Here is a 24,697-nt window from a genome sequence, read left to right as displayed (position 1 = left end):
AGGTTAATTTAGCTGAGGCGTTGAGGCCCGGCACGGATGCCCTGAACCTGGCTAATCCATGTTGAGACGGTAAACGTCGCGGGAGGAACAAAACGGTTTTTTGCCTGCTGGCGAACAATAACTGGCGGCTGGCTGTCTTGCGTCAGCAACGCATTGAGCGTGTCCAGCAGTGCGAGATGTTGGGCCTGAACCGGCAGCGTTTCTTCGGCAACAGGCATTGCCTGTGGCGCCATTGCAAACGAAAGATGACGGATAACCGTACGAATGGCGTGCTGGTGCCAGTAATCAACCGAGAAATTTGGCCGGCGATTAGCTTCAAGCAACGCGAGGTTAGTAAAATTAACCCGCGTGGAGAGGTCGTGTTTTGTGGTGGTGGTCTTTGTCGGCGTCGCCGCTTCAGCGCTGTTGCTGAGCACAGGCAAGCCGAGGCTCGCCGCGACCATCCCTAATAAGAGATGCGGCCAGAAGTAACGTCTGCCAAATTGTCGCCAGCGCGTCAGTATTCCGCTCACTTGCTCCACCACATAAGCCAGCCCGTACAGGCTGAGTTCAGTTATTCTTTTTAGCGCCCAGATATTACCACTAAAGCCAAAGCACATCAGCAGGAATGACGTATTGCAGCAGGCAAAAACGGTCAAGAATGCAGCTAACGCACAGATTTTCAACGTATGGTAAAGGATTGAGGGACCAGGGGCAAAAATGAAGAAGGGTAAAAATAAAAACGACTGGTCTCCCTGGTCGGAGAGAGTACCAGGTTAACCAGTCGATTTTTTACGAAACGGCTCGAACCGTTACGCCAGGACCATAGTCGGTGCTTTGAACGCCAGTGGCAGTTCAGCTTCGTCTTCGAAGGTCACATATTCCCAGGCTTCCTGTTTAGCCAGGACTGCCTGCAACAATTTGTTGTTCAGTGCATGACCGGATTTAAACGCGGTAAATGCACCAATGATGTTGTGACCACACATGAACAGGTCGCCAATTGCATCCAGCATTTTGTGACGAACGAATTCATCTTCAAAACGCAGGCCGTCTTCATTCAGTACGCGATAATCGTCAACAACGATGGCACAATCGAAGCTGCCGCCCAGGCACAGGCCACGGGACTGCAAATATTCGATATCACGCATGAAGCCAAACGTGCGAGCACGACTGATCTGACGCATAAACGCATCAGCAGAGAAGTTCATCGCATAACGCTGAGTACTGGCATCAATCGCCGGATGGTTAAAGTCGATGGTAAAGTCCAGCGAGAAACCATTGTACGGCTTGAATTCAGCCCATTTGTCGCCATCTTCGACACGAACGGTGTCTTTGATGCGAACAAATTTCTTCGCGCAGTTCAGTTCTTCGATGCCGGCATCCAGCAGCAAATAAACGAACGGAGCAGCACTACCATCCATGATCGGGATTTCTGGCGCATCGACTTCAACAATGATGTTGTCGATACCCAGACCCGCCAGGGCGGCATTCAGGTGCTCTACGGTAGAAATCCGCACGTCATGCTCGTTCACCAGGCAAGTACAGAGCATAGTATCACGCACAGATTTGGCATCAGCCGGAAAATCTACCGGTGGATTCAAGTCGGTGCGACGATAGATGACCCCGGTATTGGCCGGCGCAGGGCGCAACGTCAGTGTGACTTTTTTGCCGGTATGTAAACCGACGCCAGTCGCCTGAACGATACGTTTAAGTGTCCTTTGTTTGATCATCGTATAATCTCGCCAAATTAACTATCCAACCGAGAGTGTATATCACTAACGGTGGGCCAGTTTAGCACAAAGAGCGAAAATCCCCAAATTCCAGCCAATTCTTAGTCAGCTTGCTTACGCAGGAACGCTGGGATATCCAGATAATCTGGTTCTTTCGCCGTTTGCGGAGTCGTGTCGTTTACCACTTTCGCGGCCGGTTTCTGCTCTTGAGTCAGCGGAGCCATACCGTGCTGCTGGTAGCGGTCCATCACTGGCTGCTGAGCCTGCTTGTTGGTCACCAGGGTAATCTCAGGACGCTTGTCCATACCGATACCGGTGGCAACAACCGTTACGCGCAGTTCGTCGTTCATTTCCGGGTCAAGGGAAGTACCGATTACCACAGTCGCGTTGTCAGAAGCGAACGCACGAATGGTGTTACCCACCGTTTCGAACTCATCCAGACGCAGGTCAAAGCCAGCGGTGATGTTGACCAGCACGCCGCGCGCACCAGACAGGTCGATATCTTCCAGCAGTGGAGAAGAGATAGCCATTTCAGCCGCTTCTTCTGCACGGTCTTCACCGCTCGCCACGCCAGAGCCCATCATCGCGTAGCCCATTTCGGACATCACGGTGCGAACGTCTGCAAAGTCAACGTTCATCAGACCAGGACGGGTAATCAGTTCAGCGATACCCTGAACCGCACCTTTCAGCACGTCGTTTGCAGCGCCAAAAGCGTCCAGCAGGGAAATACCGCGACCCAGAACTTTCAACAGCTTGTCGTTCGGGATAGTGATCAGAGAGTCCACATGTTTGGACAGCTCAGTGATACCCTGCTCCGCGAATGCCATACGCTTCTTGCCTTCAAAGTTGAAAGGCTTCGTCACGACAGCAACGGTCAGGATACCTAAATCTTTTGCCACTTCGGCAACAACAGGCGCCGCGCCGGTACCAGTACCACCGCCCATACCTGCTGCGATAAACACCATGTCCGCACCGTCCAGCGCAGCACGCAGTGCTTCACGATCTTCTTCAGCTGCATTACGGCCGACTTCAGGGTTAGCCCCCGCGCCCAGACCTTTGGTAATACCACCACCGATCTGAATAGTCTGGCCTACAGCCGTCTTACGCAGTGCCTGTGCATCAGTGTTGACCGCAAAGAATTCAACGCCTTCGATACGCTCACGCACCATATGCTCTACAGCGTTACCGCCGCCACCACCGACGCCGATGACTTTAATCACCGCGTCGTTGGTCAGTTCCATAGGTTCAAACATAATTTCTCTCTCCGTTGTGCCTGTCGCCCGAGACCGCTAATTCTCTCCGGTCTCTTAAAAAAATTAAAACTCTTTTCGCAACCAGGTGTTAAGTCGTTTGACCCACGACCCCACTGATACGCGCTTTTCCACTTCTGCTTCGCCACTGAGATGGGATTCTTTCCCATAATGAAGCAGGCCCACGGCCGTTGAATAGTACGGCTCCTGAGCGTAATCCGTTAAACCGGTGATATTCAGTGGTGCGCCAATACGTACCTGGGTATGGAACACGCGCTGAGCACAGGCCGCAAGACCTTCAATTTGCGCTGCACCGCCGGTTAATACAATCCCCGCTGCAAGATGATGTTTCACACCCTGCTGGCGAAGTTGTTCCTGTAACTGCAAAATCTCTTCGTTGACCAGGTTGAGCAGCTCGGTATAACGCGGCTCAATCACCTCTGCCAACGTCTGGCGTTGCAGGCTACGCGGTGGACGACCACCTACGCTTGGCACTTCAACGCTCTCATCTTTGCCAACGATAGATCCCAGTGCACAGCCATGGCGCACTTTGATCGCCTCTGCATCGCTCGGTGGCGTACCAAAGGCATAAGCAATATCGCTGGTCACAACGTTCCCTGCGTAAGGGATCACTTTGGTGTGGCGCAGAGCACCGCCGGTATAAACGGCCATGTCCATAGTACCACCACCAATATCGACCACACAGACGCCCAGTTCACGTTCGTCTTCGGTCAGCACGGAATAGCTTGCCGCCAGACCGGCGAAAATAAGTTGGTCAACTTTCAGGCCACAACGTTCAACGGCTTTCACGATGTTCTTCGCCATATCGTTGTGACATGTGATCAAGTGCACTTTTGCCTGCATTCGCACGCCGGAAAGACCGACGGGGTTCTTGATCCCTTCCTGGTAGTCAATCGCATATTCCTGCGGGATGACGTGCAGCACGCGATGTTCATCGCGAACACGGACGGATTTCGCCGTATGCACTACGTTTTCAACGTCTTCCTGCGTCACTTCTTCTTCTGAGATAGGCACCATACCTATCTCGTTCTGGCAGCTGATGTGCTTACCAGAGAGGGCCAGATAGACAGATGAAATCTGGCAATCAGCCATCAATTCCGCCTGATCGATGGCGCGCTGTACGCACTTCACCACCGACTCAAGATCGTTTACCCCACCTTTATCCATACCACGGGACGGGCAGCTGCCCACGCCAATGATATTGACCATACCGTCGGGCAGAACTTCCCCTACTAAAGCGGCAACCTTCGCGGTGCCAATCTCCAGTCCAACTACCAGTTTTCTGTCCGTCGCCTTGATCATTGTTGTTCTGCCTGTACCTGTGCCTGATTCTGTTGCTGATTAGGTTCCTCGACCGGAGCCGGTACCCAACCGACTGCTGCGCCTGAGTCATAGCGCAAATCAACGTAGCTTATCCGTTTGCCGTCAGTCTGTGCCTGCTGCTGTAAAACCGGGTAAAGTTCTACAAAACGCGCCAGACGTTTCATCGTGTCGCCGCGGCCAAAGTTGAGCTTGATGCCATTCGTTAATGTCAGTTGCCATGAACGGCGCGCCGTCATTGCTGCATCTTTTAACGTAAACCGGTCCTTAGCCAGCACCTGCCCCATATCGCGAAAACCTTGCAAGACTTCGTTTTCGCTACCTTCCGGGCCATACAACATCGGTAAATTTTGCTTGTTGACACGATCGCCTGGGACGGTGAAGGAATTTCCATCTACGTCAACCATGTGCTGATCATTCCAACGCGCAATGGGCACATATTCAACCAGATGAATCTTCAATTCATCAGGCCATTGCTTTCTTACACTCGCCTGTTTTATCCACGGCAGACGTTCAATCTGGCTCTGGATAATATTGACGTCCTGCGTCATAAAGGTCCCAGGCGGGCCCAGTGCCAGAATCGACTGGCGAATATCATCGTTACGCGTGTAGTGACGCTCACCCGTTACCGCCAGTTTCGAGAGCGGTAAACGCTGCGCATCTTCCATCCAGCCCAGCACCATCCAGCCGCTGATAAACACGGTACACAGCACACCGAGCAGGAATATAATCCCTGCAAGACGCGTTCCATTACTCCGCCGTGAAGAAGAATATTCTTCTTCGTCATCGCGGTTGCGCGTGTTCAATGCAGCCTGAGACATATCAGCCCGCCTGGTCCAGAATACGTACGACTAATTGCGAGAAGCTCATTCCCGCCTGACGCGCGGCCATCGGCACAAGGCTATGGCTGGTCATGCCAGGGGAGGTATTTGCTTCCAGCAAGTAAAATTGCCCGTCGCTGTCGAGCATCACATCAATGCGTCCCCATCCACGGCAGCCCAATACATTCCAGGCTTTAAGCACCAGGGACTGTAAATCTGCTTCACGTTCAGCTTCAAGACCACTTGGGCAGAAATATTGCGTCTCATCAGAGAGATACTTCGCTTCATAATCATAGAAGGTTCCGGCGGGTTGGATACGAATTGACGGTAAAATTTCTTCACCAAGCATCGCAACGGTAAATTCCGGTCCGCTGAGCCATTTTTCTATCAGAACTTCTTCATCATGTTGAAATGCCAGCGCTAAAGCGGAAGATAAATCCTGCGCTTTATCGACTTTCGACATTCCCACACTCGACCCTTCACGGCTCGGCTTTACAATAACCGGTAACCCCAGTTCGGCAATGCGGGTATTAACGCTGTCCGACAGGCCCATTTCAAAATCACGACGCGTCAGCGCAACCCATGGTGCGACAGGAAGACCGGCCCCCTGCCACAGCAGTTTGCTGCGCAGTTTATCCATAGAAATCGCGGAGGCCATCACGCCGCTGCCGGTGTATGGCATCCCGATTAAATCCAGAAGCCCTTGCAGGGTGCCGTCTTCGCCGCCACGGCCATGCAGCGCGATAAAGACTTTATCAAAGCCCATCGCTTTCAGTTGCGTTACATCCGTCTCTTTCGGATCGACCGGATGCGCATTGACGCCACCTTCACGCAGGCCCGCCAGTACGGCAGCGCCAGAATTCAGGGAAACCTCGCGCTCGGCGGAGGTGCCGCCAAACAGGACAGCAATCTTATCAGCCATGACGCTCGTCCTCCTGAGTTTGCGGCTTCAGTTTGATTTCGGCTAAGGTACGGGCGATTTTGCCGATATTTCCCGCACCCTGAATCAGAATCAGATCGTTACCCGTCAGAACCGGAGCCAGAATCTCCGCCGCCTGGGCAGGGTCAGACACCAGAATTGGGTCAACTTTTCCGCGACCACGAATAGTGCGACACAATGAACGGCTGTCCGCACCCGGGATAGGCGTTTCGCCCGCGGAGTAAACATCCAGCATCAGCAGCGTATCCACCTGCGACAGCACGTTAGCGAAATCGTCATACAGATCGCGGGTACGGGTGAAGCGGTGTGGCTGGAAGATCATCACCAGATTCTTATCCGGCCAGCCTGCACGTGCGGCTTTGATGGTCGCGTCCACTTCGGTCGGATGGTGTCCGTAATCGTCCACCAGCATTGCAGAGCCCGTTTTACCGTTCACTTCTTCCAGCGGGAATTCCCCCAGGAAGTCGAAACGGCGCCCGGTACCCTGGAAGCTCTCCAGCGCACGCAGGATCGCGTTGTCATCAATGCCTTCTTCAGTGGCTACCGCAACCGCTGCCGCCGCGTTCAGAGCGTTATGGCGTCCTGGGGCGTTGAGCGTAACGTGCAGCAGCTCTTTATCCTGACGCGCCAGAGTGAAATGCCCCTGCGCACCAATTTGCTTGTAATCTTCCACGCGAACATCAGCATCTTCGCTAAAACCATACGTGGTAATTTGACGGCCTACGCGCGGCAGCAGCTCGCGAATCACCGGATCGTCAACACACATCACCGCACGACCATAGAACGGCAGGTTGTGCAGGAAGTTGATAAAAGTCTGTTTTAAATTTTCGAAGTCGCCCTGGTAGGTATCCATGTGGTCAGCTTCGATGTTGGTGACAATCGCCACCATCGGCTGCAAGTGCAGGAACGATGCATCGCTTTCGTCTGCTTCAGCAATCAGGTAACGGCTGTGACCCAGGCGCGCATGTACACCGGCTGCTTTCACCAGGCCACCGTTAACGAAGGTCGGATCAAGACCCGCTTCAGCATAAATGCTGGAAACCATCGCTGTGGTGGTGGTTTTACCGTGCGTGCCGGCAATCGCAATGCCGTGACGGAAACGCATTAACTCCGCCAGCATTTCCGCGCGACGGATCACCGGGATACGCGCTTCATGCGCGGCAACAATTTCCGGGTTATCCGCAGAAATTGCGCTGGAAACCACAACAACGCTCGCATCGCGCACATTTTCCGGGCGATGGTTGAAATAGATAGTCGCCCCAAGCGACGCCAGCTGCTGCGTAACAGGGTTTGGAGCCAGGTCGGAACCACTGATCTGGTAACCTTCGTTAGCTAACACTTCGGCAATACCGCCCATGCCAGCACCACCGATGCCAACGAAGTGAATGTGCCGGACGCGACGCATCTCGGGCACGATTGAACGCAGTTTCGCCAGTTGTTGTGTATTCATTCTCTAAACGCCATCGACTACTTCAAAAAAATCGTGCAGCGCAACACGCGCTGCGAGGGTTAAGCCTGAGCTGCCAGACTCACTTCATTTGCCACCCGCTCCGTCGCATCGGGGATAGCGGTCGCGCGTGCGCGTTGTGCCATCTCCAGCAATGCGTCTCTGTTCCAGCCCGCCAGGGTGGTGGCGACCGCATCAGCGGTAAATTGTGGCTGCTCGAAAATTTTCGCGGCACCGGCTTTCTCAAGCGGCAGCGCATTCCAGTACTGCTGTCGGTCTTTGTGCTGGAACGGCACAAACAGCGCTGGCAGACCTGCGGCGGCGATTTCACTCACCGTCAGCGCGCCAGAGCGGCAGACAACGACATCGGCCCAGGCATAGGCTGCGGCCATATCATCGATAAATTCGGTGACTTTATGCTGCGGCTGACCTGCGGCAACGTAATCCTGCTCAACGGTCTGCTGAGCGCCTTTTCCGCTCTGGTGCCAGATGGTAACGGCATCACCCAGTTTTGCGGCAACCTGCGGCATCGTCTGGTTAAGAATGCGCGCGCCCTGAGAGCCGCCCACCACCAGCACACGTACCGGGCCTTCACGCCCAGTCAGGCGCGCATCGGGCAACGGCAGAGCCAGCACATCGACGCGTACCGGGTTACCCACTACGTCAGCTTTCGGAAATGCACCCGGGAAGGCCTGCATCACCTTGGTGGCGATTTTCGCCAGCCATTTGTTGGTCAGCCCGGCGATGCCGTTCTGCTCGTGCAGTACAACCGGAATACCCAGCGACCACGCGGCCAAACCGCCAGGACCCGAAACATAACCGCCCATCCCCAGCACCACATCCGGCTTAAAGCGCTTCATGATGGTGCGCGCCTGACGCCAGGCGTTAAAAATACGCACCGGAGCCAGAAGCTGAGCTTTGATACCTTTGCCACGAAGTCCAGAAATACGAATGAAGTCGATCTCGATACCGTGTTTGGGTACCAGATCGGCCTCCATGCGGTCTGCGGTTCCCAGCCAGCGTACCTGCCAGCCCTGATCCATTAAATGGTGCGCAACCGCAAGCCCCGGGAACACATGTCCGCCGGTACCGCCTGCCATCACCATTAACCGCTTCGGTTGATTCATCGTGAACCTCGTGTAAACGCCTGGGCTTTTTCCAGACGCGTTTCATAATCTATGCGTAACAACAACATGATGGCCGTCGACATGATTAACAGACTGGAACCACCATAACTGATTAACGGCAACGTCAGGCCCTTGGTCGGCAGCATACCTGCTGCGGCCCCTACGTTTACCAGTGCCTGGAAGCTAAACCAAATACCAATTGAGCAGGCTAAGAAACCTGAGAAGCGGTGATCGATTTCCAGCGCTTTTCGGCCAATCGACATGGCACGGAAAGCGACGAAGAATACCATTAAAAGCGCGAGTACCACACCGATATAACCCAGTTCTTCCGCAATAATGGAGAAGATGAAGTCAGTATGCGCTTCGGGTAAATACTCCAGCTTTTGAACGGAATTCCCCAGGCCTTGCCCCCAGACTTCACCGCGGCCAAACGCCATCAGCGACTGAGTCAGCTGATAGCCGCTGCCGAACGGGTCTTCCCATGGGTTCCAGAATGAGGTTACGCGGCGGATACGATACGGCTCAGCGAGGATCAGCAGGACAACCGCTGAAATCCCCATGCCGATGATGGCGATGAACTGCCACAGCTTCGCGCCTGCCAGGAACAGCATCGCCAGCGTGGTGACAAACAGTACCACCACCGTACCGAGGTCCGGCTGAGCCAGCAGTAACACTGCCAGAACCAGGATAACGCCCATCGGTTTTAAGAAGCCGCGCAGGTTATTACGCACTTCATCCACTTTACGGACCAGGTAGTTAGCCAGATAGCAGAACAGTGAAAGCTTGGTGAATTCCGCAGGCTGAATACGCAGCGGGCCAAACGCAATCCAGCGCGATGCCCCGTTTACGGAGCTACCCACCACAAGTACGATCAACAGCATAATGATCGAGGCGATCAACATCGCCGTGCTGTGGCGTTGCCAGAACTCCATCGGCAGACGTAAGGTCACCAGCGACAGGCAGAACGCCAGAATGATGTACAGGCCATCACGCTTGGCAAACAGGAACGGATCGTTCGCCAGTCGCTGCCCCACAGGCATTGATGCCGACGTCACCATAATAAAACCGACCGCCGCCAGCCCCATGGTTAACCAGAAGAGCGTGCGATCGTACATGATCAGGCTGTCGTTATCCTTCTGACGAGAGCCCATCACCCAGCCCTTAAGTGCCGCAAACAGCCACGCCAGGATCCCAAATCCTGGCAAGCGCGGCATTTTCAGGCGAGGGAGAGATAAACGCATCAGCCTAACTCCTTCGCCAGGCGGGTAAAGACATCACCACGCTGTTCGAAATTCTTAAACTGATCGAGGCTGGCACAGGCCGGAGAAAGCAGCACCATGTCTCCAGGTTTCACGCGTGGAGCAATGAGGCGCATTGCCTGTTCCATTGTCTCGGTCTGTTCAGCAATGTCCGGACGCAGTTCAGCCAGTTCACTACCGTCCCGGCCAAAGCAGTAAAGGCGGATGTTGTCTCCCGAAAGATAACGCTTCAGCGACGAGAAATCGGCCGATTTACCGTCTCCGCCAAGCAGCAGATGCAGCGTGCCATCAACATGCAGACCGTTCAGCGCGGCTTCTGTGCTCCCCACGTTAGTGGCTTTGGAGTCGTTAATCCAGCGCACGCCATTATGCTCCAGCGCCAGCTGGAAGCGGTGCGCAAGGCCGGTGAAGGTGGTCAGCGCTTTCAGGCTGGAAGAGCGCGGTAAACCAACGGCGTCCGCCAGTGCCAGTGCCGCCAGAGCATTGGTGTAGTTATGCTGGCCGGAAAGTTTCATCTCTTTCACGTTCAACACTTTCTCACCTTTCACGCGCAGCCAGGTTTCACCCAGTTGGCGGTTCAGATGATAATCACCCATGGTGATACCAAAGCTGATGCAGCGCTCATCTGCACCGCGCACCGGCATCGTCAGTGCATCATCAGCGTTGACGACACACACTTTGGCATTTTCATAGATGCGTAACTTAGCGGCGCGGTACTGTTGCAGACCAAACGGATAGCGATCCATATGATCTTCGGTCACGTTCAGGATTGTCGCGGCGGCAGCCTGAAGGCTTGAGGTAGTTTCCAACTGGAAGCTGGAAAGTTCCAGAACATACAGCTCACAGTCCTGATCCAGAAGCATCAGTGCAGGCAGGCCGATATTCCCGCCAACGCCGACGTTCATGCCCGCGGCTTTCGCCATCTCGCCCACCAGCGTGGTGACGGTGCTTTTGCCGTTAGAGCCGGTGATGGCAATAACAGGCGCCTGCGCCTCGCGGCAAAACAGCTCGATATCACCCACAATCTCAACACCCGCGTCAGCAGCAGCGCTCAGTGACGGATGCGCCAGCGCCATACCCGGGCTTGCAATAATCAGATCGGCTGCCAGCAGCCAGTCATCATTCAGACCACCAAGGTGGCGTTCAACCTGTTCCGGCAGTTTGTCCAGACCCGGCGGAGAGACACGCGTATCCATCACGCGCGGCGTCACGCCACGTGCGAGGAAAAAGTCCACGCAGGAAAGACCGGTAAGGCCCAACCCGATGATGACGACTTTTTTGCCCTGGTAATCTGCCATGATTAACGTACCTTCAGCGTTGCCAGGCCAATCAGCACCAGCATCAGCGAAATAATCCAGAAGCGCACAATGACGCGCGGCTCTGGCCAGCCTTTCAGTTCATAGTGGTGGTGGATCGGTGCCATACGGAAGATGCGCTGACCGCGCAGCTTGAACGAACCGACCTGCAAAATCACCGACAGGGTTTCAACCACAAACACGCCGCCCATAATCACCAGCAGGAACTCCTGACGCAGCAGCACGGCAATAATACCCAGAGCACCGCCCAACGCCAGAGAACCGACATCACCCATAAAGACCTGAGCCGGGTAAGTGTTAAACCACAAGAAGCCCAGACCCGCCCCGACAATCGCCGTACAGACGATCACCAGCTCACCCGCATGACGCAGGTAAGGAATGTGCAGGTAGTTAGCAAAATTCATGTTCCCGGTCGCCCACGCCACCAGCGCGAAACCAGCAGCCACGAAGACGGTTGGCATAATGGCCAGGCCGTCCAGGCCATCGGTCAGGTTAACGGCGTTACCGGTGCCCACAATCACGAAGTACGCCAGCAGGATGTAGAACAGGCCCAGCTGCGGCATCACGTCTTTAAAGAACGGAACAACCAGCTCAGTGGCTGGCGTGTCTTTTCCTGCCAGGTACAGCGCAAAGGCCACGCCCAGCGCAATCACCGACATCCAGAAGTACTTCCAGCGGGCGATCAGGCCTTTAGTGTCTTTACGCACCACTTTGCGGTAGTCATCAACAAAGCCGATGATCCCGTACCCGACCAGCACGGTCAGTACACACCACACATACGGGTTAGACGGGTACGCCCACAGCAATACCGAAACGACAATGGCTGTCAGGATCATAATCCCGCCCATGGTCGGGGTGCCACGCTTGCTAAAGTGCGACTCCGGACCATCGTTACGGACAACCTGGCCGAAAGAGAGTTTTTGTAAACGGGCAATCATGCGCGGGCCCATCCACAATGAGATGAACAGCGCGGTCAGCAGGCTGACAATGGCGCGAAACGTCAGATAGGAAAAGACGTTAAAGCCTGAATAATATTTGACCAAATGTTCGGCCAGCCAAACTAACATGTTCCGTTCTCCTGTAATGCGTGCACAACCTCTTCCATGGCGGCACTACGTGAACCTTTCACAAGCACTGTCACAATTTGTTTTTCTGCAATCAACGATTTAAGACGTTCAATCAGCGGCGCTTTATCGGCAAAATGTTCACCGACGCCACTGGCATGGCTAATCGCCTGGCTCAGTTTTCCTGCGCTCAACACACAATCAATGCCAGCCGCTTTCGCCGCTTCACCCACCTGAATATGGCAGGCTTCACTTTCATCACCCAGCTCAGCCATATCGCCAACAACCATGACGCGATAGCCCGGCATCTCTGACAGCACCTGTACCGCTGCAGTCATCGAACCCACGTTCGCGTTGTACGAGTCATCCAGCAGCAGTTTGTTTTCAGCCAACTGGACAGGGAACAGACGCCCCGGCACGGCTTTCAGATCAGCCAGCCCGGTTTTAATCGCTTCGTGAGTCGCACCCACCGCCGTAGACAACGCGGCAGCCGCAAGCGCATTAGCGATGTTATGGCGGCCCGGCAACGTCAGCAGCACTTCAATGCCACCCGTAGGGGTATTGAGAGTGAACTCCGTACCATGCGACGTCACATGGATATTGGTTGCGGTAAAATCACTGTTGGCCGCATTCGGTGAGAAGCGCCAGGTTTTACGTGAACCAATAATGCTCTGCCAGTTCAGCCAGTCATTGTTGTCGGCATTCATAATGGCAATGCCGTCAGCCGGCAGACCGGTGTAGATCTCGCCTTTCGCTTTCGCGACACCTTCCAGAGAGCCAAAGCCTTCCAGGTGCGCAGCCGCCAGGTTGTTTACCAGCGCGGCTTCCGGGCGAGTCAAACTCACGGTCCAGGCGATTTCACCCTGGTGGTTTGCCCCTAACTCGATAACGGCAAATTCATGCTCTTTGGTCAGGCGAAGTAATGTCATCGGCACACCAATGTCATTATTTAGATTGCCTGCCGTATAAAGTGTGTTGCCGCACTGGCTCAGAATGGCAGCCGTCATCTCTTTTACTGACGTTTTGCCAGATGAGCCGGTCAGCGCCACGATGCGGGCCGGGACCTGCTGGCGAACCCATGCTGCCAGTTCGCCAAATGCCAGACGCGTATCAGCCACCACAATCTGCGGCAGATCGGTATCCAGTTTGCGGCTCACCAGCAGCGCGCCTGCCCCGCTCTCTTTTGCCTGTCCGGCAAAGTCGTGCGCGTCAAAACGTTCGCCTTTCAGCGCGACGAACAGGCAGCCTGAAGTGACCTTGCGGGTATCCGTTGTCACAGCGTCAATGGTCAGATCCTGACCATGCAGCGTCCCTTGTAAGACCTGAGCGGCCTGGCTTAGCGTTATGCTAATCATGCCACCACTCCCAGCAGACGTGCTGCGGTCACGCGGTCTGAATAATCCAGACGGCGAGCCCCGACAATCTGATAATCTTCATGGCCTTTACCGGCCAGCAGAACCACGTCGTTCTCCTGGGCCTGCATAATGGTATTCGTCACTGCTTCGGCACGGCCTTCAACAACACGCGCACGGCCTGCGTCCAGCATTCCTGCCAGAATGTCATTGATGATGGCGCGCGGCTCTTCAGTCCGCGGGTTGTCATCGGTCACAACCGGAATATCCGCGAACTGTTCAGCAATGGCGCCCATCAGCGGACGTTTGCCTTTATCGCGATCGCCGCCGCAGCCAAAGACACACCAGAGTTTACCGGCACAGTGCAGACGGGCCGCTTCCAGCGCTTTTTCCAGTGCATCCGGCGTATGAGCGTAATCCACCACCACGGTCGGTTTACCTGGCGCGCTGAACACTTCCATTCGGCCGCAAACCGGTTGCAGGCGCTCAGCAGTTTTCAGCAGCTCAGCCATCGGATAGCCCAGCGCCAGTAACGTTGCCAGTGCCAGCAACAGGTTGCTGACGTTAAACGCCCCCATCAGGCGGCTTTCAATCTCGCCGTCACCCCATGAAGAGCTAAAGCGAATGGTGGCCCCGCTGTCGTGATAGTTCACCTCAACCGCCTTCAGCCAGCGGCCGTGACAGTTAGGGTTAATATGATCTTCCATGGAGACCGCAACCGCATCCGGCAGCTTAGCCAGCCAGCGGCGGCCCACTTCGTCGTCGGCGTTGATGATTGCCTGTCCGCAGTGATGCGTGGAGTAGAGCAGCCATTTTGCCGCTTCGTAATGCTCCATATCACCGTGATAGTCGAGGTGGTCACGGCTCAGGTTAGTAAACACGGAAGCTGCAAACCTCAGTGCCGCTACGCGGTGCTGTACCAGCCCGTGTGAGGAGACTTCCATTGCGGCAAACGTTGCACCCTGCCCTGCCAGACCCGCCAGCACATGCTGCACGTCTACCGCAGAACCTGTGGTATTTTCCGTTGGGTTCACTTTGCCCAGCAGGCCATTGCCCACGGTCCCCATCACCGCACTGGTTTCACCCAGCAGCTGCGCCCACTGCGCCATTAACTGCGTGGTCGTGGTTTTACCGTTGGTCCCGGTCACGCCAATCAGGCGTAACTGGTCAGAAGGTTCATGATAGAAACGCCCCGCCAGTGCGGAAAGGCGTTCGCTTAACTGGCTGAGATAGATGACCGGCACGCCATGCATTTCACGGATTTCACCGTCGGTTGCTTCATCTTTCGCCTCAGCAATAATGGCAGCTACACCTTGCGCAATCGCCTGCGGGATATATCGACGCCCGTCCGCCTGATGACCGACCACCGCTACAAAAAGATCGCCAGAAGCAGCCATACGGCTGTCCAGTACCATCTCCCGCAGTGCTCGCTCCGGTGCATTTGGCACCCACGGAGCGAGAAGGTCGCGCAAATTACGATCTGCCACCTGTACCCTCGCCTTGATTAATTACAAATTCACTTTTTTCGCCCGTCGCCAGCGCATCCGGTTCAACGTTCATGGTGCGTAAAACGCCGCCCATGATAGCCCCGAACACAGGCGCGGAGACGGCGCCGCCGTAGTATTTACCCGCCTGTGGATCGTTAATGACGACCACCAGCGCAAAACGCGGATTGCTTGCAGGCGCAACGCCTGCGGTATAGGCAATGTATTTGTTGATATAGCGGCCGTCTGGCCCGACTTTTTTCGCCGTACCGGTTTTAATGGCGATGCGATAGCCTTTAATCGCCGCCTTCACGCCACCGCCACCAGGCAGTGCCACGCTTTCCATCATGTGAACAACGGTACGAACGATAGATTCCGGGAAGATACGCTCTCCCGGAACCGGTGGATCAACTTTGGTAATCGACAGCGGACGATAAACGCCATAGCTGCCAATCGTTGCGTAGACTCGCGCTAGCTGTAACGGAGTTACCATTAGCCCGTAGCCGAAAGAGAAGGTGGCCCTCTCTATGTCAGACCACCGTTGTTTTTGAGGATATAAGCCACTGCGTTCTCCGACCAACCCCAAATTGGTCGCCTTTCCTAGCCCAAAACGTGAGTAAGTCTCTACTAACGCTGAGGACGGCATCGCTAACGCCAGTTTTGAAACACCGACGTTACTCGACTTCTGCAAAACCCCGGTCAAGGTCAATTCGCTGTAACGCGCCACGTCTTTGATTTCGTGACCGTTAATTCGGTAAGGGATCGTATTCAGAACCGTACTTTCATTCACGATGCCGCGCTGGAGCGCAGTCATCACTACCATGGGTTTGACTGTTGAACCAGGTTCGAACACGTCCGTGATCGCCCGGTTACGCATCGCGTCTTTCGCGGTGCCCGTAAAGTTGTTCGGGTTATAGGACGGGCTATTCGCCATCGCCAGGACTTCACCCGTGCTCACATCCACCAGCACGGCGCTTCCTGATTCCGCTTTGTTGAAAGCCACAGCGTTGTTCAGTTCGCGATAGACCAGCGCCTGCAAGCGCTCATCAATACTCAGCGCAAGGTTGTGCGCCGCCTGGCTGTCCGTTGAAGAGATGTCTTCAATAACGCGGCCGTAGCGGTCTTTACGCACAATACGCTCGCCAGGCTGGCCGGTTAGCCATTTATCAAAGCTTTTCTCTACGCCCTCGATACCCTGGCTATCAACGTTAGTGAAGCCGATGAGGTGAGCGGTTACTTCGCCGGAAGGATAATAACGACGTGATTCTTCACGCAGATGGATCCCCGGAAGCTTCAGTTTTCTGATGTAGTCGGCCATATCAGGGTTCACCTGACGCGCCAGATAGATAAAGCGCCCTTTCGGGTTGGCGTTAACACGCGACGCCAGCTGGTCCAGCGGCATTTTCAGGGCATCTGAAAGTGCTTTCCAGCGGTTATCGAGCGTGATCCCGCCCGCGTCATGAAGCTCTTTAGGATCGGCCCAGATAGCTTTAACCGGTACGCTCACCGCCAGCGGACGGCCAGAGCGATCGGTGATCATCCCACGAGAAGTCGAGACTTCCTGTACGCGCAGGGAACGCATATCCCCCTGACGCACCAGCATGTCAGGCGCGACGATTTGCAGCCAGGCGACACGCCCCAGCAGGAAAGTCAGCGCCAGTAAAATGCAGCCGCACAGCAACGCAAAACGCCAACTGATAAAGTTGGCCTGCTCTTCCTGACGTTTTGGTTTTTGCGTTTTTGCCGCTACTCTCATGCGTCGCGTTTTCCCTTATTTTTGTACTACGATATTTTCCTGAGAAGGATCAACATGCTGCAATTGCAGCTTTTCCGTTGCGATCCGTTCAACCCGGCTGTGATCGCCGAGCGCGTTTTCTTCAAGGATCAGATTTCGCCATTCAATATCAAGCGCATCGCGTTCCAGTACCATCTGCTCGCGTTGCGCCGTTAATAAACGGGTATGGTGGGCCGTTGTGACCACCGTTACTGCCGTCACGATGATGCAAATGAACAAGCAGAGTGGCAGCTTCCCAAACCGCAAAAGATCGTCGCCGATCACACCAGGCAAGGCATGGCGCTCGTTGCTTCCTAACGATCCCTTAACTTTGCTTAGGGTCTCTGTCACTCTGCTGATCATGCGTTCGTCCTCTCTGCAACACGCAGCACTGAACTACGGGCACGTGGATTCTCTGCCACCTCTTCTTCGCCCGGCATCAACTTGCCTAATGCTCGCAACTGACGGCCACCCAGTTTCCTGAGTTGTTCTTCCGTCATCGGCAGGCCCGCTGGAACTTGTGGACCGCGACTTTGTTCACGCATAAAGCGCTTCACAATGCGGTCTTCCAGCGAATGGAAGCTGATGATAGATAACCGCCCACCTGGGGCCAGCACGTCGAGCGAGCTTTTTAGCGCCAGCTCTATTTCCTCCAGTTCACTGTTTACCCAGATGCGAACCGCCTGGAAGGTACGGGTCGCGGGATGTTTGTGTTTGTCCTTCACCGGAGTGGCCGCGGCGATGACTTCTGCCAGCTCTTTGGTGCGGGTCATTGGTTCTATACGGTTACGCTCAACGATGGCGCGCGCAATACGTTTGCCAAAACGCTCTTCACCGAAGGTTTTTATCACCCAGGCGATATCCGCTTCGTCAGCAGTTTGTAGCCATTCAGCAGCAGATTGACCGCGAGTCGGGTCCATGCGCATGTCCAGCGGGCCATCACGCATAAAGGAGAAGCCACGCTCTGCGTCATCAAGTTGAGGTGAAGAAACGCCAAGATCGAGAAGAATTCCGTCGATCTTGCCCGTCAATCCGCGCTCGGCCACGTAATCAGCCAGCGCAGAGAAAGGTCCATGCACGATGGAAAAGCGAGGGTCATCGATGGTTTGCGCAACGGCAATCGCCTGCGGATCGCGATCGATTGCCAGCAGGCGTCCTTCCGCTCCAAGTTGGGAGAGGATCAAACGCGAGTGACCACCGCGACCAAAAGTGCCATCAATGTAGATGCCATCCGGACGAATGTTCAGGCCATTAACGGCCTCATCCAGCAACACCGTTGTATGTTTATAATTTTCCATCATATTTATAGAGACAAGTCCTGCAATCGTTCCGACAAGGTTGCGGAATCAGATTGCTCAGCGTCGATATCTTCCTTGACCTGTTGATACCAGGTCGTTTCATCCCACAGTTCAAACTTGTTGAACTGGCCGACCAGCATCACTTCTTTTGTCAGACCGGCATGTTGCCGCAACACAGGCGCAATCAGTAATCGCCCCGCGTTATCCATCTGACACTCACTGGCATGTCCCAATAACAGCCGCTGCACACGGCGTTCCTGCGGGTTCATGCTCGACAGTCGCGACAGCTTTTGCTCAATAATTTCCCATTCAGGCAAGGGGTAAAGCAGCAGGCAGGGGTGGTTGATGTCAATGGTGCAAACCATTTGACCTGAAGCGTTCTCAATCAGCCGATCGCGGTATCGTGTTGGAACCGATAAACGCCCTTTGCTGTCGAGATTGACTAACGTTGCTCCACGGAACATGCCAGCCTCACCCCTCCTCACCACTTTAACCCACAAATTCCCACCTAAAGGAGTTTACGGAGCGAGGGAAAAGCTTGTCAAGCCAGGACTATCGCTATATGGACCCGAAAGCCCTCGATTTGCAGATATATCCCGACCTGATTAATAACTGAACAACTGGCGAGGCAAAATTAACGTCATGAATATTTGTAAGAAAAAAACCGAATATGCACACTAGCGTTAAAAATCACTCAATATCATCGCAGGGAAATATAAAGTGTCAGTTTGCGACGCGGGCAGCATTTTAAGACATATTCTCAGGGGATAACAGCGCCAGATTCATCAAGATGTCATGCGGGCGCGCAGGCAGGCTTACGCGCTGGTGGGCAGGCTGGAAAAACGTCTGATAATTCATCGCCTGAATGACCTTTGTAACAAAATAATACAAAGTCAGCATTTAAAAAGTCTAAAAATGTTCTTTTAAAGGCAATTTAAAAGCCAAAACGAATTAAGAAAAATAGCAGGCTATGATTCCTAAGGAATTATCCTAAATTTTATCCGGGAATTATTCTTCTCATTAATTTGTCAAAAAAGGGCCGTTTTCACGGCCCGGCTAATTCATTAATGACGGCTCAGAATTCCACGACGATAGAGATTACGTTTGATTCGGGACAGACCCGGTTTCGGCTTACGTGGCTCATCAAGGCTTGCCAGGACTATCTCAAGCACGCGCTCTGCCACATCGCGGTGGCGCTGAGCCACCGCCAGAACAGGACACTGAAGGAAGTCGAGCAGCTCGTTATCACCAAACGTCGCAATCGCCAGATCAGAAGGCAGCTTTCCATCACGACGCAAGGTCACGTCCATTACGCCCTGCAACAGCGCAAACGAAGTGGTGAACAGCGCCTGCGGCATCGGGTGCGTTTCGAGCCATTTTTCGAATAACTGGGCTGCCGCTTCACGTTCATAACTGTTGGCATAGAGGTAATGCACCTCACGAGGGTCATCTTTCCAGGCCGTGCGGAACCCCTGCTCACGCAGGAAGCTCACGGAAAGCTCAGGTAAGGCTCCCAGGTACAGTACGGTTTCGGCCGGGAAGGTGCGCAGCTCAGCTGCCAGCATTTCTGCATCGTCCTGGTCGGCCCCCACGACGCTGGTGAAGTGTTCCCGGTCAAGCGCACGGTCAAGCGCGACGATAGGGAACGGATCATTTGCCCAGCGTTGATAGAACGGATGCTCTGGCGGTAAAGAGGTTGAGACGATGATCGCATCTACCTGGCGTTGCAGCAGGTGTTCAATGCAACGCATCTCGTTGTCTGGCTGATCTTCCGAGCAGGCGATCAACAACTGATAACCACGCTGACGCGCCTGGCGTTCAAGGTAGTTGGCAATACGGGTATAGCTGGTGTTTTCCAGGTCTGGGATCACCAGGCCAATAGAGCGGGTGCGCCCGGCGCGTAAGCCGGCTGCGACAGCATTCGGATGGTAGTTATGTTCACGAACCACCGCCATAACTTTTTCAACGGTCTTATCGCTGACACGGTACTGCTTTGCTTTACCGTTAATCACATAGCTCGCCGTAGTTCGTGACACGCCGGCTAGCCGGGCGATTTCATCCAGTTTCACAATTGCCCCTTAAAAAAAGAAAAGAGTCCATGGCCCTGTCAAGGTTATGGTTAAATCTTTTAACATCTAAACGCAGAATAGCCCTCGCGGCAACCGCTTTTATCTGCGTTGGCGGTCGATTACGCAAAAAAAAGCCCGGCTTTGGTGACCGGGCAGAAAGAGGCGAACCTTTTTGACAACTAGCGCATGATTTTCTCGCCGCGGGAAAGTCCCACGATGCCTGAGCGCGCTACCTCAACAATTTTTGCTACATCGCGAACGGACGCCAGGAAAGCATCCAGTTTATCGCTCGTTCCTGCAAGCTGAACCGTATATATAGAAGGCGTTACATCAATAATTTGCCCACGGAAGATGTCTGTATTGCGTTTGACCTCTTCACGCCCGTAGCCGCTGGCCTGAATTTTCACTAGCATCACTTCACGTTCAACATAGGCACCCTGCCCCAGCTCGCTGACCCGCAGCACATCAACCAGCTTATGCAGCTGCTTTTCGATCTGCTCCAGAACTTTGGCATCGCCAACGGTCTGGATCGTCATGCGTGAAAGCGTGGGATCGTCGGTTGGCGCAACGGTAAGGCTTTCAATGTTATAGCCGCGCTGAGCAAACAGCCCAATGACGCGAGACAATGCGCCCGACTCGTTTTCCAGTAATACAGATAATATCCGGCGCATATCAGGTTCTCTCCGTTTTGCTTAACCACATTTCGTCCATACCGCCACCGCGAATATGCATCGGGTAAACGTGCTCTGCACCGTCCACAATGACATCCACAAAAACAAGGCGGTTGTTTTTCACGTGCTCAAGCGCTTCGCCGAGTTTCGTTTCCAGCTCTGCCGGATCGGACACCCGTATTCCCACATGGCCGTAAGCCTCAGCCAGGCGAACAAAGTCCGGCAGCGAGGTCATGTACGACTGAGAGTGGCGACCAGAATAGATCATATCCTGCCACTGTTTCACCATGCCGAGATAACCGTTGTTAAGATTCAGCACCAGAACAGGAAGCTCATATTGCAGGGCGGTGGAGAGCTCCTGAATGTTCATCTGGATACTGCCATCGCCCGTTACGCAAATGACGGTTTCATTTGGCAGCGCCAGTTTCACCCCCAGCGCGGCTGGCAGGCCAAAGCCCATCGTCCCCAAACCGCCTGAGTTTATCCAGTGGCGCGGTTTATCAAACGGGTAGTAAAGCGCAGCAAACATCTGGTGCTGACCAACGTCTGACGTCACATACGCTTCGCCTTTCGTGAGTCGCCAAATCGCTTCAATGACGGCCTGCGGCTTGATGTTCTCACTGTGCGTGTCGTACTTCAGGCACTGACGCGCACGCCACCGTTCAATTTGCTGCCACCAGTCGCGAATGTCATCGAGGGGTTGCGAAGCCGTTTCTTGTGCCAGCAGCTCCAGCATTTGTTCCAGAACCTGACGCGCATCGCCCACAATCGGCACATCTGCCGGCACCGTTTTAGAGATAGATGTTGGGTCAATATCAATATGCAGCACGGTTGCATCAGGACAATATTTTGCCAGGTTATTCGTTGTTCGATCGTCAAAACGTACGCCAACGGCGAAGATGACATCCGAATTATGCATCGTCATGTTGGCTTCATACGTACCATGCATCCCCAACATGCCGAGCGCCTGACGGTGCGTCGCAGGGAACGCCCCCAGCCCCATCAAAGAAGAGGCTACCGGGAGGTTCAGCGTCTCGATCAACGTACGAAGCTGCTCTTCACAGGCAGCGTTGACCGCGCCGCCACCGACATAGACAACCGGCTTTTTCGCAGCAAGCAGCGTCTGTAATGCACGTTTAATCTGCCCTTTGTGCCCCTGAGTAGTGGGGTTGTAGGAACGCATACTAACCGAGTCCGGCCAGACATAAGGCAGCTTGTTTGCCGGGTTCAGGATATCTTTTGGCAGGTCGACAACAACCGGGCCAGGGCGACCGCTTGACGCCAGCCAGAACGCTTTTTTCAGCACTCCGGGGATGTCTTCGGTCTGTTTAACCAGGAAACTGTGCTTAACAACAGGACGGGAGATCCCCACCATGTCGCATTCCTGGAAGGCATCATAACCAATCAGCGAGGTAGCAACTTGCCCGGAGAGGATCACCAGCGGGATAGAATCCATATACGCAGTGGCAATACCGGTGATAGCGTTGGTCGCTCCAGGGCCAGACGTCACCAGCACAACGCCCACTTCACCGGTTGCGCGGGCCAGCCCATCAGCCATATGCACGGCGGCCTGTTCATGGCGTACCAGCACATGGTCAATGCCCCCCACGGTATGCAGCGCATCATAAATATCGAGGACTGCGCCCCCAGGATAGCCGAATACTTGCTTCACGCCCTGATCGATAAGCGATCGGACAACCATTTCCGCGCCAGACAACATCTCCATGCTTTGCCTCCAGGCTTTGTTATAGACAGACCGCAGAATTCATTTCCGCGCCGTCTTCTGACTGGGCTAACCCAATCTTATATTTTGCAGAGTGTCATTTACCTTAACCGCTCGCTATGAGGCAGGCAATTAGCAAACCGAGGGCCTCAAATGGAGATTAAAGCAGAAAAAACAGGCATTACGAGAGGATATGGTGAATTCATCTGGAATAAGTGAACACGATACTTAATCATCGTTTAAAAATGAGCAGAATCAGGAATTCATCTATTTTTGAGGACGTAACGGCACACAGAAAAAAATCGAGCAGAATAAAACTTCATGAAAATGAAGAAACTCGGGATAATTCATCTAAAACTGGATGATTTATCCCGATGAGATTATCGGTGACAAACGCGGATAAGCAGCTCTTCCATCCACTGATGACCTTTATCCCGACCAGCAGCTTCGTGCCATGAAAGATAGCAAGTACGGCTATTTAACTTCAGCGGCAATGGCAGAATCTGGAGATCAAGCTGCTCTGAAAATTCCTCTGCTAACCAACGCGGCGCAATAGCAACCAACTGTGTCTGGGAGACGATATTTAAAACGCTTACCATCGCCATTCCCTGATAGGCCACACATGCTTGTTTATCAACAGTGTCATACCACGGCAGACTAAAAGAGGCATATCTGTCCAGGGAAACAACCGCGTGCTGTTCACTATAAACATCCGCTTCACGTAACGGTGAATTCATCCGGGGATGTTTTTTACTGACCACCAACACCATTTCATCTTTAAACAGCGAAATACAGGAAAACTCAGGGCGGCGGAATTCTTCATAGCCCAGAACAAACTCAGTTTCCTGATAACGCAACTGATGCTCGGTGTTTTGATTCAGCGATGATTTAAACACCAGTTGAATATTGGGAGCAATCTCTTCAACTTTATTGTATATCATCGATGTCAAATAATTATCTAACGGACTACACACGCAAAGGTGGAAAACGCGTTCGCTGCTCAAGGGTTCAAACCCAGAACCAGGCAGCTCATTCTGTACTAACTGGAGTGCCTGACGAATAGAGCCAAACAGCTGGTATGCTCGCGCGGTAGGTTGAATTCCCCTCCCATAGCGAACAAAAAGCTCATCGTTAAACATCGCCTTAAGTCTGGATACCGCATTACTTACCGCAGGCTGAGACATACCCAAAGAGTGTGCGGCCCGAGTGATATTCTGCTCCTGCATCACCGCATCAAATACGGTTAACAGATTGAGATCAACTGTGCGTAACTGGGGTTTCATCCCATCAGTAATTTGAGATTGTTTAATATTATTTTTTGACACTTTTAACTCCACTGTCACGCCAATATCCTTTAATCAGAATGTTGCAAGAACATCGTGAAATATGATTTACCATGCATATAGAACCAGAGAAAGAGAAATATTTAAAATTCAGAATACATAAAGAGCACACCTCAAAATAAATACAGTGAGATTCTTGTTCTGATGAGATTAAAATCAGTTCAAATGATATGAATGACATTAGGGTTGAAATGAAACCATAAACCACACCAATAAACAATCACCTCTCCGGTTAATGATGACTTAAGTATTATTAAACTATTAACCACCCCAAATAAAAAACAATTAACAAACTGTGATCATCAGGCTAAATACCAGTATCGAAAAACCTCCTAACCCAGTGAAATGAAAAGAATTTATACTTAACGCTTGGTTAAATAAATGATATTTTTAATTGCTACTAAGTATTATTAAATCATTCGTCAAGTGAATATCCAGTCCAAAATAAGACAATAAACCTGGTCACAAAAGCGAAAACCAGCACAATAAGCTAAAGTTAACATTCTCTTTTTCACCCGGGTTGCTCCCCTTTTTCCCTGCCAGGGGTTGACATGAATCGTCGTATCCAGTACCACTAAAAGCATATCGATTTTATCTGGAGCACGATTCATGATTCGCACCATTCGTTTCACCGGTCTACTACTACTAAACGCATCCACTGTGCGCGGTAGACTGGCGGGCGAAATTCAGCGTTGAATCGTCACCAGTA

Annotated in this window: 22 protein-coding genes; 1 reads left to right on the top strand and 21 read right to left on the bottom strand. The window is 53.3% G+C overall.

The window, feature by feature from the left end; genetic code table 11:
• Positions 1 to 8 precede the first annotated feature (8 nt).
• From secM to leuO, 21 genes are all read right to left on the bottom strand, one after another.
• Entirely contained in the window at positions 9 to 512 is a 504-nt protein-coding gene (gene secM, locus M987_RS09435) for a secA translation cis-regulator SecM (protein ID WP_074392808.1), read from the bottom strand.
• Positions 513 to 791: 279 nt separating this feature from the next.
• A complete protein-coding gene (gene lpxC / locus M987_RS09430) occupies positions 792 to 1,709 on the bottom strand; it encodes a UDP-3-O-acyl-N-acetylglucosamine deacetylase (protein WP_014068905.1) in 918 nt (305 codons plus the stop codon).
• A 101-nt stretch (positions 1,710 to 1,810) separates the two neighbouring features.
• Positions 1,811 to 2,962, bottom strand: coding sequence for a cell division protein FtsZ (gene ftsZ, locus M987_RS09425; RefSeq protein WP_014068904.1), 1,152 nt, complete (start codon positions 2,960 to 2,962; stop codon positions 1,811 to 1,813).
• A gap of 63 nt (positions 2,963 to 3,025) precedes the next feature.
• The gene (ftsA, locus tag M987_RS09420; RefSeq protein ID WP_010426970.1) at positions 3,026 to 4,282 is read right to left on the bottom strand and encodes a cell division protein FtsA; all 1,257 of its coding nucleotides are present in this window, start codon (positions 4,280 to 4,282) and stop codon (positions 3,026 to 3,028) included.
• On the bottom strand, positions 4,279 to 5,121 hold the full coding sequence (ftsQ, locus tag M987_RS09415; protein WP_014068903.1) for a cell division protein FtsQ: 843 nt from the start codon (positions 5,119 to 5,121) through the stop codon (positions 4,279 to 4,281). The genes ftsA and ftsQ overlap by 4 nt, the downstream gene beginning before the upstream one ends.
• 1 nt (position 5,122) lies before the next feature.
• Positions 5,123 to 6,043 carry a D-alanine--D-alanine ligase gene (locus M987_RS09410; protein WP_014068902.1) on the bottom strand — a complete coding sequence of 307 codons (921 nt, stop codon included), beginning with the start codon at positions 6,041 to 6,043 and terminating at the stop codon, positions 5,123 to 5,125.
• The gene (gene murC / locus M987_RS09405; RefSeq protein ID WP_014068901.1) at positions 6,036 to 7,511 is read right to left on the bottom strand and encodes a UDP-N-acetylmuramate--L-alanine ligase; all 1,476 of its coding nucleotides are present in this window, start codon (positions 7,509 to 7,511) and stop codon (positions 6,036 to 6,038) included. Before murC ends, M987_RS09410 begins: the two co-directional genes overlap by 8 nt.
• Before the next feature lie 59 nt (positions 7,512 to 7,570).
• Complete coding sequence (gene murG, locus M987_RS09400; RefSeq protein WP_014068900.1) at positions 7,571 to 8,635, bottom strand: undecaprenyldiphospho-muramoylpentapeptide beta-N-acetylglucosaminyltransferase; 1,065 nt, start codon at positions 8,633 to 8,635, stop codon at positions 7,571 to 7,573.
• Entirely contained in the window at positions 8,632 to 9,876 is a 1,245-nt protein-coding gene (ftsW, locus tag M987_RS09395) for a cell division protein FtsW (protein WP_014068899.1), read from the bottom strand. Before ftsW ends, murG begins: the two co-directional genes overlap by 4 nt.
• Positions 9,876 to 11,192, bottom strand: a complete 1,317-nt coding sequence (gene murD, locus M987_RS09390; protein WP_014068898.1) for a UDP-N-acetylmuramoyl-L-alanine--D-glutamate ligase — start codon at positions 11,190 to 11,192, stop codon at positions 9,876 to 9,878. The genes ftsW and murD overlap by 1 nt, the downstream gene beginning before the upstream one ends.
• A 2-nt stretch (positions 11,193 to 11,194) precedes the next feature.
• Positions 11,195 to 12,277, bottom strand: a complete 1,083-nt coding sequence (mraY, locus tag M987_RS09385; protein WP_008501985.1) for a phospho-N-acetylmuramoyl-pentapeptide-transferase — start codon at positions 12,275 to 12,277, stop codon at positions 11,195 to 11,197.
• Positions 12,271 to 13,629, bottom strand: a complete 1,359-nt coding sequence (gene murF, locus M987_RS09380; protein WP_014068897.1) for a UDP-N-acetylmuramoyl-tripeptide--D-alanyl-D-alanine ligase — start codon at positions 13,627 to 13,629, stop codon at positions 12,271 to 12,273. Before murF ends, mraY begins: the two co-directional genes overlap by 7 nt.
• Positions 13,626 to 15,113 (bottom strand): UDP-N-acetylmuramoyl-L-alanyl-D-glutamate--2,6-diaminopimelate ligase, encoded by a 1,488-nt coding sequence (gene murE / locus M987_RS09375; RefSeq protein WP_014068896.1) that lies wholly within the window; start codon positions 15,111 to 15,113, stop codon positions 13,626 to 13,628. The genes murF and murE overlap by 4 nt, the downstream gene beginning before the upstream one ends.
• Positions 15,100 to 16,866 carry a peptidoglycan glycosyltransferase FtsI gene (locus tag M987_RS09370; RefSeq protein WP_014068895.1) on the bottom strand — a complete coding sequence of 589 codons (1,767 nt, stop codon included), beginning with the start codon at positions 16,864 to 16,866 and terminating at the stop codon, positions 15,100 to 15,102. Before M987_RS09370 ends, murE begins: the two co-directional genes overlap by 14 nt.
• Positions 16,867 to 16,881: 15 nt before the next feature.
• Positions 16,882 to 17,247: a cell division protein FtsL gene (gene ftsL / locus M987_RS09365; RefSeq protein ID WP_014068894.1), complete on the bottom strand. Its 366-nt coding sequence runs from the start codon at positions 17,245 to 17,247 to the stop codon at positions 16,882 to 16,884.
• Entirely contained in the window at positions 17,244 to 18,185 is a 942-nt protein-coding gene (gene rsmH / locus M987_RS09360; RefSeq protein WP_014068893.1) for a 16S rRNA (cytosine(1402)-N(4))-methyltransferase RsmH, read from the bottom strand. Before rsmH ends, ftsL begins: the two co-directional genes overlap by 4 nt.
• A gap of 2 nt (positions 18,186 to 18,187) precedes the next feature.
• Positions 18,188 to 18,646 (bottom strand): division/cell wall cluster transcriptional repressor MraZ, encoded by a 459-nt coding sequence (gene mraZ / locus M987_RS09355; protein WP_041161997.1) that lies wholly within the window; start codon positions 18,644 to 18,646, stop codon positions 18,188 to 18,190.
• A gap of 600 nt (positions 18,647 to 19,246) precedes the next feature.
• Positions 19,247 to 20,251, bottom strand: a complete 1,005-nt coding sequence (gene cra, locus M987_RS09350) for a catabolite repressor/activator (protein ID WP_014068891.1) — start codon at positions 20,249 to 20,251, stop codon at positions 19,247 to 19,249.
• Between the two features lie 179 nt (positions 20,252 to 20,430).
• Positions 20,431 to 20,922 (bottom strand): acetolactate synthase small subunit, encoded by a 492-nt coding sequence (gene ilvN / locus M987_RS09345; protein WP_014068890.1) that lies wholly within the window; start codon positions 20,920 to 20,922, stop codon positions 20,431 to 20,433.
• Position 20,923: 1 nt separating this feature from the next.
• Positions 20,924 to 22,648, bottom strand: coding sequence for an acetolactate synthase 3 large subunit (gene ilvI, locus M987_RS09340; protein WP_014068889.1), 1,725 nt, complete (start codon positions 22,646 to 22,648; stop codon positions 20,924 to 20,926).
• A gap of 377 nt (positions 22,649 to 23,025) precedes the next feature.
• Positions 23,026 to 23,970, bottom strand: a complete 945-nt coding sequence (leuO, locus tag M987_RS09335; protein WP_064555849.1) for a transcriptional regulator LeuO — start codon at positions 23,968 to 23,970, stop codon at positions 23,026 to 23,028.
• A 627-nt stretch (positions 23,971 to 24,597) separates the two neighbouring features.
• On the opposite strand from leuO, the gene leuL reads away from it, so the two are divergent.
• Positions 24,598 to 24,684, top strand: a complete 87-nt coding sequence (gene leuL / locus M987_RS25270; protein ID WP_071530973.1) for a leu operon leader peptide — start codon at positions 24,598 to 24,600, stop codon at positions 24,682 to 24,684.
• The last annotated feature ends 13 nt before the right edge of the window (positions 24,685 to 24,697 follow it).

This window comes from Enterobacter soli ATCC BAA-2102 (genome assembly GCF_001654845.1).
Lineage (GTDB): Bacteria > Pseudomonadota > Gammaproteobacteria > Enterobacterales > Enterobacteriaceae > Enterobacter > Enterobacter soli.
The sequence above is the reverse complement of the archived record's forward strand: the minus strand, read 5'-3'. Positions and strand labels throughout refer to the sequence as shown.